Below are 15,242 nucleotides of genomic sequence, written 5' to 3' on the forward strand. Positions count from 1 at the left end.
TTATCAGTCTAATCTAGACTAAAATAAAGTTATTGATTACATATAGCTATGCGTTAAACTACCACTACACCGTTTTATTCTTGCCTCATTAGTAAGCTGATTGCTTACTATCACGTTTTAGCATCACCATCATCTATAAGCCATTGTTTACCCAGTGGCTTTTTTTGCCCCTTTTATTTTTAATCAATTTTTGTATTTAGGTAGCTTTATTATGTCCGCATCTATGCCAGCTTATATGAGCGATCCCACTGACGAGCAGCTGAGCGCACTAAATATGGCGATGGATCACAAGTCGTTTAAAGTGGTTGCTTATGCGGGCGCCGGTAAGACAACGACACTCAAGCTAATCGGTGAGCGCTTACGTGGACGCGGACTGTATCTGGCCTTTAACAAAGCGATTGCCAATGATGCTCGGTCAAAGTTTCCGCCGCATGTAGAGTGCCGTACTTTTCATTCATTAGCTTATCGTCATGTCGCTCGTGATATTACCGCCAAGCTATCTTTGCCGCGCTTTTCACCCAAGCGCCTCGGTGATGATTTGGGACTACAGCCTGTACAAGTGCGTCGGCAAATGGATGGGGTCAATAAATACATTACGCTGACACCCGCACGATTATCGCGGTTCGTCAGCGATGCGGTAAGTAATTTCTGTAGCACGCATGCCAGCTACCCTGCGCCAAGGCACATACTGTTCCCAAGCTGGCTCGATGACTCAGATGCAGAGCAGCTGCGCGAGATGCTCTACCCTGCTGTTGAGCAGCGTTGGTTACAGTCGATTGATGCGCGTCACCCTGCTGGTATTGGCCATGATATTTATCTCAAGCTTTGGGCATTGTCTAAGCCTAGTATCCCAGCGGACTTTATCTTATTTGATGAAGCACAGGATGCCGATCCATTGATGATGGGTATCTTGACCCAGCAGTCAAGACAAGTTATCTATGTGGGCGATGCGCATCAGCAAATTTATGAATGGCGCGGCGCGGTCAATGCGATGAAAAAACTGCCATTGCCGCAGACATTATTGACGCAGTCTTTCAGATTCGGTGAGCCGATTGCAGAAGTGGCCAATACTCTATTAAAAGCGCTACAAGAAGACGTACCGCTAAAAGGCAATCCGAATAAACAGTCCTCTACCGATAAGGGCATGGTACATAGTAAGAAAGATGCTATTTTGTGCCGTACCAATGCGGCTGCCATGTCACAACTGTTGACAGGATTAAAGCACGGGCATCGCGTGGCGCTACAAGCAGATACCGATCGTATGCTCAAATTCTGTCAAGCAGCCGAAAACTTAAAAAATGGTAAATCGGCTTACGGTGTACCTGAGCTGGCGTATTTTTATAATTGGGGTGATGTACAAGAATATGCCGAAACCAATGAGGGCAGCGATCTCAAAACACTGGTCAAACTGGTCGATGACCACGGTACCAATGTCTTGAGCCAAGCGGTCAATAGTCTGACCAGTATTGAAAATGCTGACTATGTCATCTCTACCGCTCATAAAGCTAAAGGGCTCGAGTGGGGAAAAGTGCAGTTAGATGATGATTTTTACTACGATGTGACCACCAACGCGGTTAAGATCAGTCCAGAAGAGCTGCGTTTGCTTTATGTCGCCTGTACTCGCGCGCAAAGCAATTTGGACATTCATAATATTAAAGACTTGATATCAGGATTGCAGACGGGCAAAAAAGTGATTTTTGGTAATACTTAATTACCCTCCACCTTTGTCAGCCTCAAGTTTTATTCAATCTCTCATAGTCACCCTTTAGCAGTGAATCACCAGCATGAATAATAGCCAGCAACTTCAAACGCGTCAAAATACCATTACTAAGTTATTTGCGGATCCTGTGCGTTTGCTCGCACCTATGGAGGGCTTGACCGACCCATTAATGCGCCAAATTTTAACCCAAATTGCGTCTGACTTGGGTCGTCCTTATGATTGGTCGGTTAGTGAGTTTATTCGTATCACACAGCACATCTTGCCTGCGCACGTGTTTTATAAATATGTGCCTGAGCTACATCATAATGCCAAAACGGCCTCTGGTACGCCTATTCATGTACAGATTTTGGGTAGCGAAGCGCAGCTTATGGCAGAAAACTCCACTTATGCTTGCGAGCTTGGTGCACCTGCGATTGATATCAATTTTGGCTGTCCTGCAAAAACTGTAAATAGCCATCGTGGTGGTTCTGTATTGTTAGATGAACCTGAAACCATGTATCAGATTATCAGTGCCGTACGTCAAGCCGTTCCCGCTCACATACCAGTATCAGCTAAGATTCGTCTGGGCTATACCGACACTAGCCGAATGGGTGATATTCGCGGCGCAATTGCTTCTAGCGGCGCTGATTGGCTCACCATCCATGCACGCACTAAGACCCAAGGCTATAAGCCACCTGCCTATTGGGACAAAATCCAGAGCTTTAATACGCTCGATATTCCAGTTATTGCCAATGGGGAAATTTGGAACTTTGAGCATGCGCAAAATTGTATGACACAAGCAGGTACACCGCATTTGATGTTAGGTCGCGGCGCAGTAACGCGTCCTGATTTAGTGGCACAGGTTGATAATGATACTGAAAAAAGTACTAACAGCGTAGAGAATACGGCTACATTGTTATGGCAAGATTTGATTGCGCATCAGATTAAGTTCTTGGAAGGTGAGGCAAAGAACGATGTGGTGTTAGTCGGACGCTATAAGCAATGGTTAGGGATGCTCACCAAAGGCTATGTTGAGGCACAAACAGTGTGGGAAAGTATCAAACGAGAGAAAAATAAAGCGGTGATTATTAGCGCACTACAAGCAAGCGTACGAAATTAATCACCTGCTTGTATTTGAGCATTTTGGCAGTTACGGATATTTTTACTAGACGCTGACTCGTATCGCTAAATAAAATAGCATTAGACAGCATGCCATTGATAATACCCAGAGGATAGAGCGGAACATTGCCAAATTAGTAATATACGCCACACAAAAACCAATTCGTATCATCACATACAGCCAAGCCAATACGTTGATAATCGACTGCGGTACAAAGAAAAGCATAGCTACCAATACTGCTGCCAAGAATACTGGCAAGGTTTCATAGCTGTTTTGTTGTGCTGCATTAGCACGTGCTGCCATGCCTGTCGCATTTTGAAAAAATTCGCGAGGATGTGCATTATTTCTGATTCTAAAGCCACCAGATACTTTTGCAACGATTGACACCGCCCATGGCAATAGACTTGCTACCACCATGGCCAAAATGGCAGACGCCACTTTGTCAGTTACCAACTCAAAGAATGCACTTATCATTATATAAGTCCCTAGCCTGCAACCACTTCGAAATCATGGGTGATATTGACCCCACCTGCTACTAACATACGGCTGGCAGAACAGTATTTTTCTGCTGATAACTGGATGGCTTTTTCGACTTGTTTTTCTTTGACCTCTTGACCAGTGACAACGAAATGCATATGAATATCAGTATAGACCGCTGGTACAGTTTCAGCGCGCTGGGCGGTTAGCTCACAACGTACATCCGTCACTGCTTGGCGTGATTTCTGCAAAATCTCTACGACATCATAACTGGCGCAACCACCTAGTCCTAGCAAAATCAGCTCCATCGGGCTTGAGCCTTTTTCTTTATCAGCATCGATTTGTACATTATGTCCTGATGGTGACACGCCCATAAAGGCTTTGTTCTCTTGCCATATGACGCTTGCTTTTGATTCTGACATTGTAGATGTTCCTTATTTTAAATGGCGTATTGCCTATTATTATTGTGTGAATGATATATTGCCAAGCTAGTGTAGCATAAGCCAAAGCAAGATTTTATAGGCTCATTGTTTTGCTGCTAACTCACCAGTGAAATCTGTACTTTTATCACTTTATACATATCGAAATAGTGGAGTTCGATAGTTTACTGAATAATCGTATGTCCATACGCCTATTACGACTCTTCAACACTTGCCTAAAAACGCTTTATAAAAATCTACAAAAGTTTGCTTATAAATAGTTGATTTTAAAAGGTAAAACTCGTGAAACATTTTATAGCAAAATACTGTTACACATTTTGCTTGTTTCTTGGTTTAATAACGGTAATGAATCTTGTTTTGAGCGAATATCGATAACAATCACCTTATAATAATTACGATTGCTGTCACGGTTTCAAGTCAAAACAAGCTATTTTTAAACAAATTAAAAGGTTTAGTCATGATAGATGCAGACGGCTTTCGCGCCAACGTCGGCATCATCTTGGCAAATACACAAGGGCAGGTTCTGTGGGCAAAACGTATTGGTCACAACGCTTGGCAATTTCCGCAGGGTGGTATCGACCGCGGGGAGACGCCGATGGATGCAATGTATCGCGAGCTCTGGGAAGAGGTCGGCTTACATCCGCGTCACGTAGACTTATTGGCAGTCACGCAAGACTGGTTGCGCTATCGTTTGCCAAAACGTTATGTACGTCATGGTCAGCATCCCTTATGTATTGGGCAAAAACAAAAATGGTTTTTGCTACGCTTAGATGAGCCAAATACTCAACATATCCGCTTTGATGAAGGGAAACCTGAATTTGACCATTGGCAATGGGTCAGCTATTGGTATCCACTCGGACAAGTGATTCACTTTAAACGAGGCGTTTATCGTCGTGCCTTGCAAGAATTGGTACGCGAACTCCCGCTAAAGCAAGAGCTGATCATTCCTGAGCAAAATAATCATTTGCTTATGTAGTGAATCACTTAATAGTACAATGCAAAACACCCACGATAGTAGCTAGAATGTTAGCAATTACCGTGGGTGTTTTTTTATTATCTATTAACGCTCACTTTGAATGATTATCAAACTCTCGGCTAATAATATTAGCAATACAATCCGCATCGTCCTCTTTGCGCAACGTTAAGATGCTTTGAGTGCGAGTACCATACGTAGGTTTGCTGGTTTTGGTATCGCCAAAAGCGACAGGTTCAATATAAACAGACGATAACATCTGCTCCACTTCAAATGCTACGCCAGTAATAGGCAGTTTATCTTCTGGTGCTTTGGTACTATCTGACAAGACATTAAAAGCCGCCGCTTGCCAGTACGCAGGCGAGCTATCCTCCGCAATCAATGGCAGCACTTCTTGACGTAGTCGCCCGCGCAACCGCTCTGTCTTAAACCAACTGTCCTCTGGTTGTCCGTTAGAAATAACATGCAGACCTGAATATAATGGCGTGGGTGCATGACCACGATTATTGACGATCACAGCTTGCACAGCGTCACCAATGATCAGATTAAAACCCGCATAATCCTGCAAATCAATCTGCCGTGCAAAATCCATTGGACTTAAAGCCCCTGTTAAGAACTCAGTGACCAGTGCACCACGTGAGTGCTCATCACTGCTTGCTTGCACCCCATCACGAAAGTTCAACACCGCAGCCCAACGACCATTTTGTTCATAATACTCTGAACTCTGCGCTGGTGACGCTTGCTGATGAATGCCTAACCACGTGCCACCGCTTTGCTTATCACGTCCAGCATAAATAGGTTGGTCAGACCACTGGTGGAGCTGCTCAGTTGGGCGCTGCAAAAACTCATCACGGTTAGACAGTAGTACTAGCGGTAACTCATCAAATAATTGCCAAGCAATAGCGACAATACACATAGCTTTCCTTTTATAATAATTTTCTGTTATGTGGGTAACTCTTAATAAAGGCAAAGATATTATTTCAGACTTTACCTATTAATAAGGTAGCACTTACAGGCAGTACTTATTAATTGCCAGTTAGCAATTTATTTGCAGGATAACTGATTTGAGAGGTTGAACGTATTACTTGTGATTGCTTACTTGGTAAGTCAAATTCCCACGCTACCATGCCTTGATTGTCATTCCAATCTTGCTCAGTTACAGGCGGCGTATGAGTCACCGCAACTTTTAAACTATCGTCACGACTGATAGGCTCACTGCCCAGTACTTGCAAGCGTACGCTACGATTGTGCTGATTGGTAAATTGATAGGCTTTGGTGGTCGTCAGTGTTTGCGTACGGTTTAGCACACCTTTCTCACCTTGCTTATCTTCATTGGTCAGCTCTTTTACGAGCATATTTGAGTCACGACCAAATCCAATCCCCTGCTCTTTTAGCACTTGATAATTATAACGTGACTGACCTACATAGTTGTCATCACGGTACAACTGTAGCGAACCATCGACCCAGTCCGGTGTCAAAAACGGCGCTGACGCATACCAGTAGGCGGCAGTCTCAACACTTGGCGTACTGCGAATCCAGAGCTTACTATTACCTGTCTGCTCCCCAATCACTGTTCGTACGCGTCTCCCGTCACTCGGAATACTGACCAACTGCGGTAAACGATACTCGATGATGCCATTCTTGTTTTGGCTACTGACCGCAAAATTAGGTAGCGGTGCCATAGCTGCCCCTGCTCCTTTGTTATAAGCAGGCTCTTCCATCATAACAGGGGACGCATCCATCATAGGTAGCTCACGTCTTACTCGAGCATCTTCGCTCTCTTCATACAATGACAGACGCTGCACATACGGCAGTTGCCCCGTCGTACTTTGATTGGGATTAACGGTACTAAGTGTTAGTGGTACGTTTGTCCAGTTCTCGCCAGTTTGCTGAGCAATAATCGCAGAGGCTGTGATACTTAATTGGTCACTATTTGTGTTTAGACGAGCTTGATACGCAGGCTCCCAACCTGCACCTTGCACTTGATAATGCAACTTAATACTAGTTGGCGAGCGGCTTGCCGTACGTACACTCACCTGTGTCACCTTGTTAAAGGTCGATGTCGCGCTGCCTGCCATCAGTTGATTAAGTACGTCTTGGGCACGCGCTTGTCGCTGTTGAATCTCTAAAATTCTTTGGTTAATACTGGTCGCTTGAGTTTCTATATCGCGGGCATTATTGGCAATCGTGCTATCTGTATTGACTTGCGTGGCTTTGGTCAAATTCTGCAAGTAAGCCTTTGCTAACCGTGCCGCTTCTAACTCAGCATTGATATTGGCTAGGGTATTTTGTTGGGTCTGTACTTTGGCGTCACCTTGATATTGGCACTGGGCTGCCTGCTCACCTGTCAACTCTTCAATACTAACTTCCCCAACGTTGACACTACCTGTCGCTTGTACACTTAGACTTTCTTTATCCATATAAGGTGATAAGCACGAAAACACCACCGTTTGCTCACCGCTACCTGTGACTGGCAATGCGCGCGTCACGCTCGCCAGCCCTTGATAAATAGTCACTTGCTCTACGCTACTGGTTGCTGCTTGCGCCGAAGACAATCCCAAGACGGCACTACTACTAAGTACAAATGGAAGAATAGCAAATTTAGTTATTTGATTAAGCGGCAGTAATACGCTGCCATGGCCTGTTGAGACAGATGACTCTATTAATTGTGCGTTCATATATCATTCCTTAGCAGTAAAACCCCTCACGGCAGCCACGCATTGGCTCAACGCGCAAAATAGTAACTATCTTAGAGATATTACCGTAGCCGTTTTACAGGTCTTTGGCAATAAATGCTTTTGGCAAACAGCATTTTTAGTAAATAGCACCTTTAGCGATAAATCTCTTCATATGGCATCTGTTCAGTCTTAACAATTTGGTTTTTAATATTGCACCATTTTTTTGTTCCTCTCCCCTTTATGGTGCAATTTATTAACCATCCTGCACTAAATTAATGAATATATTAATCAGAACTTAATTATTGCTCAATTATTACTCGATTATTGGCTTTTTTAACTTGGCACGGAACTTGAACTCTTAATAGGTGTTCAGGAACATTATTTTACCTTTTGTATTTATTAGGAGATGTCCATGTTTTCGTTACCAATTTTAGCCAACACTCAAGTAGTAGACCCTCAATCACACGGAAAAATTAAATCACGTTTATCGTTACTAGCGGTAGCCGTCGTTGGCAGCTTAAGTCTTATTGGTTGTCAAAAACCTGCTGAAACTACGGCATCAACAGAGACAACCGCTGAAACCAGCACAGAAACGACCACCGAGCCTGCTGCTGATGGCGACACTATCAAAGTCGGCATATTACATTCGCTATCTGGCACCATGGCCATCTCTGAAACCTCTCTAAAAGATACTGCGTTGATGACGATTGATGAAATCAATGCCAATGGTGGCGTGCTCGGTAAGCAGCTAGAACCGGTCGTCGTCGACCCTGCTTCTGATTGGCCATTATTCGCTGAAAAAGCACGTCAGCTACTCACTCAAGATAAAGTAGATGTTATCTTTGGTGGTTGGACATCAGTATCACGCAAATCCGTGTTGCCTGTAGTTGAAGAGTTGAACGGGTTGATGTTCTATCCAGTACAGTACGAAGGACAAGAGCAGTCAGAAAACATCTTTTATACTGGTGCGGCACCAAATCAGCAAGCTATTCCGGCAGTAGAGTACTTGATGAGTGAAGAAGGCGGCGGTGCAGAGCGCTTTGTGTTGTTAGGTACTGATTACGTTTATCCACGCACCACCAACCAGATTTTAAAGGCATTTTTGAAATCAAAAGGCGTGGCTGATGCAGACATCATGGAAGAGTACACGCCATTTGGTTTCAGCAATTATCAAACCATCGTATCTAACGTTAAAAAGTTCTCAACGGGCAAAAAGACCGCGGTTATCTCGACCATCAATGGCGACTCAAACGTTCCGTTCTATCGTGAGCTTGCCAACCAAGGTATCAAAGCGTCAGATATTCCGGTCATGGCATTCTCAGTCGGTGAAGAAGAGCTACGCGGTATCGATACCAGTCTGCTACAAGGGCATTTAGCGGCGTGGAACTACTTTATGTCGATCAAAAACCCAACCAACAGTGCCTTCACCAAACGCTATAAGCAGTATGCATTGGACCAAAAACTACCAAATGCTGAAAAAGTCGTGACCAATGATCCTATGGAAGCCACCTATGTCGGTATCAACATGTGGAAGCAAGCTGTCGAAAAAGCAGGTACGACTGATGTTGATAAAGTACGTATTAGCATGGCGGGACAAACGTTCGATGCACCTTCTGGCTACACGCTAAAAATGGATGAAGAAAACCATCACCTATGGAAGCCTGTCATGATTGGTCAAATTCGTGCCGACGGACAGTTTGATACAATTTTCAAAACGCCAGAAGTTATCCAAGCCCAGCCATGGAGCGAGTACATTCCTAAATAGGCTATCCCTAAATAAATCAGTACTGAAAAGCACGTATATAGCAACTGAATAGTAGGCGGATGGATAAACGATACCAATAACCGTCCTAACGCCTACTTTTCACACTTATTCTTAACTTTTAAATAACACCAAACCTTATCAACTCTTCTATCGCTTAATCCTTTAAGTAGTAGTGGCTAAGGGTTTGTTGTCTGTGAAAAACAGGGAGCCGCACATGCAGCACCATACTTTACGCCCGTTTGTAGGGCCAACATCGTCCAAAAATGGTAATAACCCACAAGCATCAGCCAGTGAAGTCATGCCGTATGCGGCTCGTTTTTCAATTTATGCGCCTCTGCGATTACTTGCATTGATGGCATTATGCATAACAACATTCACCACCACGGCGTATGCGGATCATAATGGTCAGGTACATGACCACGATACGGATATCGCTCATAGTGAGCAATCCTTGGTCACACCTGTCAACGTAGCCACTTCCACTCAAGCTAGCACCTCAAGTATTTCAACAGCAACTACAAACTCAGATGATGCCATTCAACAATTTGTGGCAGGTGATTTTAGTAAACGCCAAGCCATGCTAAGTGATTGGCCAGGATCCGTTGAGAGTTTAGATAGTTTGGTTGAATTTATTGCCAATGATGAGCTATATCAAGGCAACGGTGGGCAAACGTATCTACTGAATAAAGATGACCAGCTGTTTACTTATCCTGATAAAAAAGAGACTGATGATTGGCCAAGTGATTTATCACAAATCACCCTGACCAATGCCCTACGTTCAGCGCTCATCTTTGGTCAAGCTAAGGTGAAACTAGCATCTGACAAGCCCGCACAGCGCCTACAAGCTGTAGAGATTTTGGCCGATAATATTGACCAAGTAGATCCATCTATTATCACCTCTGCTGCAGCAAATGAGGACAGCGCTAAAGTCAAAAAGGCACTAATTGCTCTACAGGCGCGTATTGATTTCAAAAACGGCGACCTGCCCACTCAGATTGCAGCGGTCAATCTACTTGCAGATAGTGATAACCCACAAGTTTTGGTCGATATTGAATCTGCCCTCGCTGCGGATAACTTAGATGCCTCGCTCAAAGCTGCACTTATCGATGCTGAATCTAGCGTGTCACGCCGTATCGAGATCAGCACATGGACGGGACATATCTTTACTGGTATGAGTACCGCCAGCATTTTACTGCTAGCGGCACTTGGTCTCGCCATTACTTTTGGTTTGCTCGGCGTCATCAATATGGCGCATGGTGAGCTAATCATGATTGGCGCGTATACCACTTATATGGTTCAAAATTTCTTTCAAGCTTATATACCGAATATGGCAGGTTGGTATTTGCTTGCTGCTATTCCGGCTGCTTTTTTAGTTAGTGCCATCATCGGTATGATTATTGAGCGCATTGTCATTCGCCCACTATATGGTCGTGAGCTAGAAACCTTATTGGCGACCTTTGGCGTCAGTCTGATTCTGATGCAATTGGTACGGATGATTTTTGGTGCGCAGAACGTTGAAGTCAGTAACGTGGCATGGCTCAGCGGTGCCTATCAGGTGTCATCAAGCCTCGTACTGCCTTACAACCGTATTGCCATTATTGGTTTTACCGTCATCGTCGTGGCACTCTTGGTGTACTTACTCAACAAAACCCGCTTTGGATTGTTTATACGAGCTGTCACCCAAAACCGTCAAATGGCACGTGCTGTCGGTATCCCCTCTGCACGTATTGATATGATGGCATTTGGGTTGGGCTCTGGACTGGCTGGTATGGCTGGCTGCGCCCTTGCCCAAGTCGGCAACGTCGGTCCTGATCTGGGTCAAACCTACATCATTGATACCTTTTTGGTCGTCGTTGTTGGCGGGGTCGGACAAGTATGGGGCGCAGTATTGGCCGCCTTGGGACTAGGTGTGAGCGGTACGGTACTTGAGATTGGTATCGGTGCAGTATTGGCTAAGATTGTGTTGTTGGTTCTTGTGATTCTGTTTATTCAGAAACGGCCACAAGGTTTATTTGCACTCAAAGGCCGCTTTGTCGAATAAGGAGACTTCTATGATACTGACCAAATTACTGTCTGATACGCCGCGTAGTGCTGTTTTGATTGGCTTATGTTTTGCCATACTACTCATACTGCCTTGGCTACATCTTATGCCGGAGACTTCAGCTTTTCACCTTTCAGCCTACTGGATTACCCTGATTGGCAAAATCATGGCTTTAGCCATGGTCGCTTTGGCACTAGATCTCGTCTGGGGCTATGCCGGTATTTTGAGCTTGGGACATGGCTTGTACTTTGCTTTGGGTGGTTATGCGTTTGGCATGTACTTAACACGTGAGACAGCAGGTGACGCACTTCCCGATTTTATGCGTTTCTTGAGCTGGACCGAGATGCCATGGTACTGGGCGGGCACGCAGCACTTTTGGTGGGCTGTCGCACTGGTCGTATTAGTGCCTGGCTTGGTTGCGTTTATATTTGGTTTCTTTGCTTTCCGCTCCAAAATCAAAGGCGTTTATTTTTCTATCATCACCCAAGCCATGGTCTATGCAGCAGCCTTGCTGTTCTTCCGTAATGAGACAGGCTTCGGCGGTAACAACGGTTTTACTGGTTTTACCACCTTACTCGGCTATGACATTACCGCTGCCTCTACCCGCTCAATGCTGTGTTTTGTCACGGCCTTAGCATTGTTAGTCTCTTATATGGGTTTGCGTCATTTAATGAACCAACCTTATGGGCGAGTACTTGGTGCGATTCGTGATAGCGAGAACCGCTTGCAGTATCTAGGCTACCGTACATTATGGTACAAGCTATCCGCTTGGGTGCTGTCCGCAGTCATCGCTGGTATCGCAGGTGCGCTATACGTACCGCAAGTAGGCATTATCAATCCGAGTGAAATGAACCCAGTGAACTCAATTGAGATAGCCGTCTGGGTAGCGACTGGTGGTAGAGGAAGCTTAATTGGCGCTATCTTAGGTACTGGTGTGGTGAATGCTGTGAAAACCTACTTTACGGTCGCCTACCCTGAGTTTTGGCTATTGATATTAGGCGGGCTATTCGTCGTCGTGACGTTGTTTTTACCCAATGGCATTATGGGCTTGTTCGATCGATTCAAAAAGGAGAAACAATAATGCTAAATGATAAATCACCATCGACCGAACAATCGACCAAAGCGCTGTCTGAATATGATCATACTGATGGACGTGACGGTCTCAGTCACCCCAAAAAATCAGGCGTCGATTTTAGCCATGGTATTGCTCTGTATTTAGAAGATGTGAGCGTTTGGTTTGATTCGTTTCGCGCACTCAACAACCTGTCGCTCTATATCGAAGAAGGCGAGCTACGCTGTATTATCGGCCCCAACGGCGCGGGTAAAACCACGCTAATGGATGTCATTACAGGTAAAACCCGCCCTACGGAAGGCAGCGTGTTTTTTGGTCAGACTCATAATCTTGCCAGCTTATCTACCGAAGAAATTGCCGAAGCGGGTATCGGCCGTAAGTTTCAAAAACCTACTGTCTTTGAAAATTTTACGGTGATGGATAATCTGTTACTTGCCGCGCCAAAAGACAAACGTGTGGTCAAAAGCTTGTTTAATAAACTCAATGCCGATACTCGCGATACCCTCGACTCGACCCTACAACAAATTCGCCTGATCGACAAAATCAACAAGCCAGCTGGTTTGCTCTCACATGGGCAAAAACAATGGTTAGAGATTGGCATGCTACTGATGCAAAGCCCCAAGCTTATTTTGCTTGATGAGCCCGTAGCAGGTATGACCGATGCCGAAACAGAACATACCGCTGAGCTGTGTCTACGGCTTAAAAAGAACCATACATTAGTAGTAGTCGAACATGACATGACCTTTATCAATGCCATCAGTGAAAAAGTCACAGTATTGGCACAAGGGGCGATTTTGGCCGAAGGTACGTTAGCTGAAGTGCAAGCCAATGAAGCAGTGATTGAGTCCTACTTAGGTCGATAGACGAACGAATCATCTAGACGAGCCAAACGAATATTCCCTTTGAAATATTAGAAAAGTTTTAGAGTTTAGGAGACAGCTATGTTACAAGTTAACGATATCAATCAATATTACGGCGGGAGTCATATTTTACGAGATGTCTCGTTCACAGCGCCTGTAGGCGCGTGCAGCGTGGTACTTGGACGTAATGGCGTGGGCAAAACTACGCTACTTAAGTGCCTGATGGGGATACTACCGATTAAATCAGGAGAAATTTTGCTTAATGATAAAGACATCAGCAAGATGTCTCCAGAGCAACGGGTACGAGCAGGTTTAGCTTATGTACCACAAGGACGCGATATTTTTTCGACACTGACTGTAGAAGAGAACATATTAATTGGTATGGCAAAGTTTTCACGCAGTAAGGCCAAACACGTTCCCAAACATCTATACGATATTTTTCCAGTACTCGATGAGATGAAGCATCGGCGCGGTGGTGATCTGTCTGGTGGTCAGCAGCAGCAGCTTGCTATCGCCCGTGCCCTAGTCTCCGAGCCGACTGTGCTCATTTTAGATGAGCCAACTGAGGGTATCCAACCTTCTATCATCAAAGATATTGGCCGAGTTCTACGAGACCTAGCAGATAAAGGTGATATGGCCATTGTACTGGTTGAGCAGTTCTATGAATTCGCCGAAGAGCTAGCTGACAATTACACGGTACTATCACGTGGTAAAGTAGTCTCGCAAGGCGCAGGCGATACAATGGTCGAAAATAACGTACAAGATCTGGTCGCCATCTAACTGCATTTACTTAGCTATATTTGCTTAACTGCGTTTATTTACGAACACTTGGTAGTGACCTCTTAAAACAACAGAAAACACGGTTTTATCTCAAGCTGCTAGCTACCAAGATTACATATCATCACGAAAACACTCCTTAATTAAAGTCACTTTTTTCACCTCACTTCTTATCTTTTTTGACGCTTAGCCTATACATTCTGTACCATCTCAAAAACTCAAATTACTCATATACTCTGATTGGCACCAGAGCAATTATGTATGCCCAGCGAACGAAATTTGCTATTATAGTCAGCATTTTATTATCAATATTATGATGCCCTTATGATGATTCATCCTCAGTACGATCCTGTAGCATTAGCAGTTGGACCTGTCGAAGTCCATTGGTATGGGCTGATGTATTTGTTGGCATTTGCCGCCGCCTACGGACTGGCATGGTATCGCAGTACCAAGCGTGAAGGCTGGACGACAGATATGGTCTCTGACCTAGTGTTCTTTGGCGCACTTGGTGTGATATTAGGTGGCCGTGTCGGCTATGTATTGTTTTATCAGTTCGGCGAGCTGCTTCAAAACCCTGCCTACCTCTTCAAAGTCTGGGAAGGCGGTATGTCATTCCATGGCGGCCTGATTGGTGTCATGTTGGGTATGCTGTATTTTGCCCGCAAATATAAAAAGACACCTTTCCAAGTGCTCGATTTTGTCGTTCCCTGTGTGCCAACTGGCCTATTATTCGGACGTATTGGTAACTACATCAATGCCGAACTATGGGGCCGCGTCTCTGACGGTGGCTATAACTGGTTGACCTACTTCCCGCAGGCCGCTAGTGTTGATATGCAGCAGCTACAAGCCAACCCTGCGCTACAAGATCTGATGACTGAGGTCAATGGTCAGTACCTGTTGCCCCGTCATCCATCGCAATTGTATGAAGCCCTTGCAGAAGGTCTACTGTTGTTTCTATTCTTGTGGTGGTACTCATCGAAGCCCCGTCCTCGTATGGCAGTGACTGGTGTCTTTATGCTTGGTTATGGCTTTAGCCGCTTTATCATTGAGTTTTTCCGCCAGCCAGACATCGACCAAGGATTCATCTTGCTGGGTTGGATGACCAAAGGTCAGATACTGAGTGCCCCAATGATAATTATCGGTCTGTTCTTGATCGGTTACGCTTACAAACGCGGCATCTACGACTGGGGTAAGCAAGCTGCTTACTAAGCCTACCTTTTTGTGATAAAGGTTGAGGACTTAAAATAGGGTAAGCTGTCAAAACGCTTATCCTAGCAATACTTTCAATAATGACAGTGTATATATCGACTACCCATTTAGCCTGTATGTACTGTCAGCAG

Annotated in this window: 13 protein-coding genes; 9 read left to right on the forward strand and 4 right to left on the reverse strand. The window is 44.8% G+C overall.

What is annotated here, in order from left to right:
- The first annotated feature begins 211 nt into the window (after positions 1–211).
- The gene (locus tag V6252_RS10120) at positions 212–1,711 is read left to right on the forward strand and encodes a UvrD-helicase domain-containing protein (protein ID WP_057761950.1); all 1,500 of its coding nucleotides are present in this window, start codon (positions 212–214) and stop codon (positions 1,709–1,711) included.
- 73 nt (positions 1,712–1,784) lie between these two features.
- Positions 1,785–2,819 carry a tRNA dihydrouridine synthase gene (locus V6252_RS10125; RefSeq protein WP_341610312.1) on the forward strand — a complete coding sequence of 345 codons (1,035 nt, stop codon included), beginning with the start codon at positions 1,785–1,787 and terminating at the stop codon, positions 2,817–2,819.
- A 45-nt stretch (positions 2,820–2,864) separates the two neighbouring features.
- On the opposite strand, the gene V6252_RS10130 is transcribed toward V6252_RS10125, so the two are convergent.
- Together V6252_RS10130 and V6252_RS10135 are read right to left on the reverse strand one after the other, a co-directional pair.
- Positions 2,865–3,293: an MAPEG family protein gene (locus V6252_RS10130; RefSeq protein ID WP_406947838.1), complete on the reverse strand. Its 429-nt coding sequence runs from the start codon at positions 3,291–3,293 to the stop codon at positions 2,865–2,867.
- An 11-nt stretch (positions 3,294–3,304) separates the two neighbouring features.
- On the reverse strand, positions 3,305–3,718 hold the full coding sequence (locus V6252_RS10135) for an OsmC family protein (protein ID WP_341610314.1): 414 nt from the start codon (positions 3,716–3,718) through the stop codon (positions 3,305–3,307).
- 475 nt (positions 3,719–4,193) lie between these two features.
- Between V6252_RS10135 and V6252_RS10140 the strand changes: the two genes are divergently transcribed.
- Positions 4,194–4,712: an RNA pyrophosphohydrolase gene (locus tag V6252_RS10140; RefSeq protein ID WP_057761956.1), complete on the forward strand. Its 519-nt coding sequence runs from the start codon at positions 4,194–4,196 to the stop codon at positions 4,710–4,712.
- A gap of 91 nt (positions 4,713–4,803) precedes the next feature.
- Here V6252_RS10140 and V6252_RS10145 read toward each other — a convergent pair whose 3' ends face one another.
- Together V6252_RS10145 and V6252_RS10150 are read right to left on the reverse strand one after the other, a co-directional pair.
- Complete coding sequence (locus V6252_RS10145) at positions 4,804–5,625, reverse strand: NRDE family protein (RefSeq protein ID WP_341610315.1); 822 nt, start codon at positions 5,623–5,625, stop codon at positions 4,804–4,806.
- Between the two features lie 109 nt (positions 5,626–5,734).
- Positions 5,735–7,387: a DUF4139 domain-containing protein gene (locus V6252_RS10150; RefSeq protein WP_341610316.1), complete on the reverse strand. Its 1,653-nt coding sequence runs from the start codon at positions 7,385–7,387 to the stop codon at positions 5,735–5,737.
- A 412-nt stretch (positions 7,388–7,799) separates the two neighbouring features.
- Between V6252_RS10150 and urtA the strand changes: the two genes are divergently transcribed.
- The 6 genes from urtA (at position 7,800) to lgt (ending at position 15,111) form a co-directional block, all read left to right on the forward strand.
- Positions 7,800–9,152: an urea ABC transporter substrate-binding protein gene (gene urtA, locus V6252_RS10155; protein ID WP_341610317.1), complete on the forward strand. Its 1,353-nt coding sequence runs from the start codon at positions 7,800–7,802 to the stop codon at positions 9,150–9,152.
- A 352-nt stretch (positions 9,153–9,504) separates the two neighbouring features.
- Positions 9,505–11,193 (forward strand): urea ABC transporter permease subunit UrtB, encoded by a 1,689-nt coding sequence (urtB, locus tag V6252_RS10160; protein ID WP_394125097.1) that lies wholly within the window; start codon positions 9,505–9,507, stop codon positions 11,191–11,193.
- Positions 11,194–11,203: 10 nt separating this feature from the next.
- Positions 11,204–12,274: an urea ABC transporter permease subunit UrtC gene (gene urtC / locus V6252_RS10165; RefSeq protein ID WP_341610319.1), complete on the forward strand. Its 1,071-nt coding sequence runs from the start codon at positions 11,204–11,206 to the stop codon at positions 12,272–12,274.
- Between the two features lie 44 nt (positions 12,275–12,318).
- The gene (urtD, locus tag V6252_RS10170; RefSeq protein WP_341610402.1) at positions 12,319–13,128 is read left to right on the forward strand and encodes an urea ABC transporter ATP-binding protein UrtD; all 810 of its coding nucleotides are present in this window, start codon (positions 12,319–12,321) and stop codon (positions 13,126–13,128) included.
- A gap of 78 nt (positions 13,129–13,206) precedes the next feature.
- The gene (gene urtE, locus V6252_RS10175; RefSeq protein ID WP_341610320.1) at positions 13,207–13,905 is read left to right on the forward strand and encodes an urea ABC transporter ATP-binding subunit UrtE; all 699 of its coding nucleotides are present in this window, start codon (positions 13,207–13,209) and stop codon (positions 13,903–13,905) included.
- Between the two features lie 321 nt (positions 13,906–14,226).
- Entirely contained in the window at positions 14,227–15,111 is an 885-nt protein-coding gene (gene lgt / locus V6252_RS10180) for a prolipoprotein diacylglyceryl transferase (RefSeq protein WP_057761969.1), read from the forward strand.
- Positions 15,112–15,242 lie beyond the last annotated feature (131 nt).

This window comes from Psychrobacter proteolyticus (assembly GCF_038155145.1).
In the GTDB taxonomy this organism is placed as follows: domain Bacteria; phylum Pseudomonadota; class Gammaproteobacteria; order Pseudomonadales; family Moraxellaceae; genus Psychrobacter; species Psychrobacter proteolyticus_B.

Bases quoted from the DNA above. Each gene is read 5' to 3' on its own strand.
- V6252_RS10145 (WP_341610315.1), bottom strand. From the start codon at position 5,625: ATGTGTATTGTCGCTATTGCTTGGCAATTATTTGATGAGTTACCGCTA.
- V6252_RS10125 (WP_341610312.1), top strand. From the start codon at position 1,785: ATGAATAATAGCCAGCAACTTCAAACGCGTCAAAATACCATTACTAAG.
- V6252_RS10135 (WP_341610314.1), bottom strand. From the start codon at position 3,718: ATGTCAGAATCAAAAGCAAGCGTCATATGGCAAGAGAACAAAGCCTTT.
- urtB (WP_394125097.1), top strand. From the start codon at position 9,505: ATGGCATTATGCATAACAACATTCACCACCACGGCGTATGCGGATCAT.
- V6252_RS10150 (WP_341610316.1), bottom strand. From the start codon at position 7,387: ATGAACGCACAATTAATAGAGTCATCTGTCTCAACAGGCCATGGCAGC.
- lgt (WP_057761969.1), top strand. From the start codon at position 14,227: ATGATGATTCATCCTCAGTACGATCCTGTAGCATTAGCAGTTGGACCT.
- V6252_RS10140 (WP_057761956.1), top strand. From the start codon at position 4,194: ATGATAGATGCAGACGGCTTTCGCGCCAACGTCGGCATCATCTTGGCA.
- urtA (WP_341610317.1), top strand. From the start codon at position 7,800: ATGTTTTCGTTACCAATTTTAGCCAACACTCAAGTAGTAGACCCTCAA.
- V6252_RS10120 (WP_057761950.1), top strand. From the start codon at position 212: ATGTCCGCATCTATGCCAGCTTATATGAGCGATCCCACTGACGAGCAG.
- urtE (WP_341610320.1), top strand. From the start codon at position 13,207: ATGTTACAAGTTAACGATATCAATCAATATTACGGCGGGAGTCATATT.
- urtC (WP_341610319.1), top strand. From the start codon at position 11,204: ATGATACTGACCAAATTACTGTCTGATACGCCGCGTAGTGCTGTTTTG.
- V6252_RS10130 (WP_406947838.1), bottom strand. From the start codon at position 3,293: ATGATAAGTGCATTCTTTGAGTTGGTAACTGACAAAGTGGCGTCTGCC.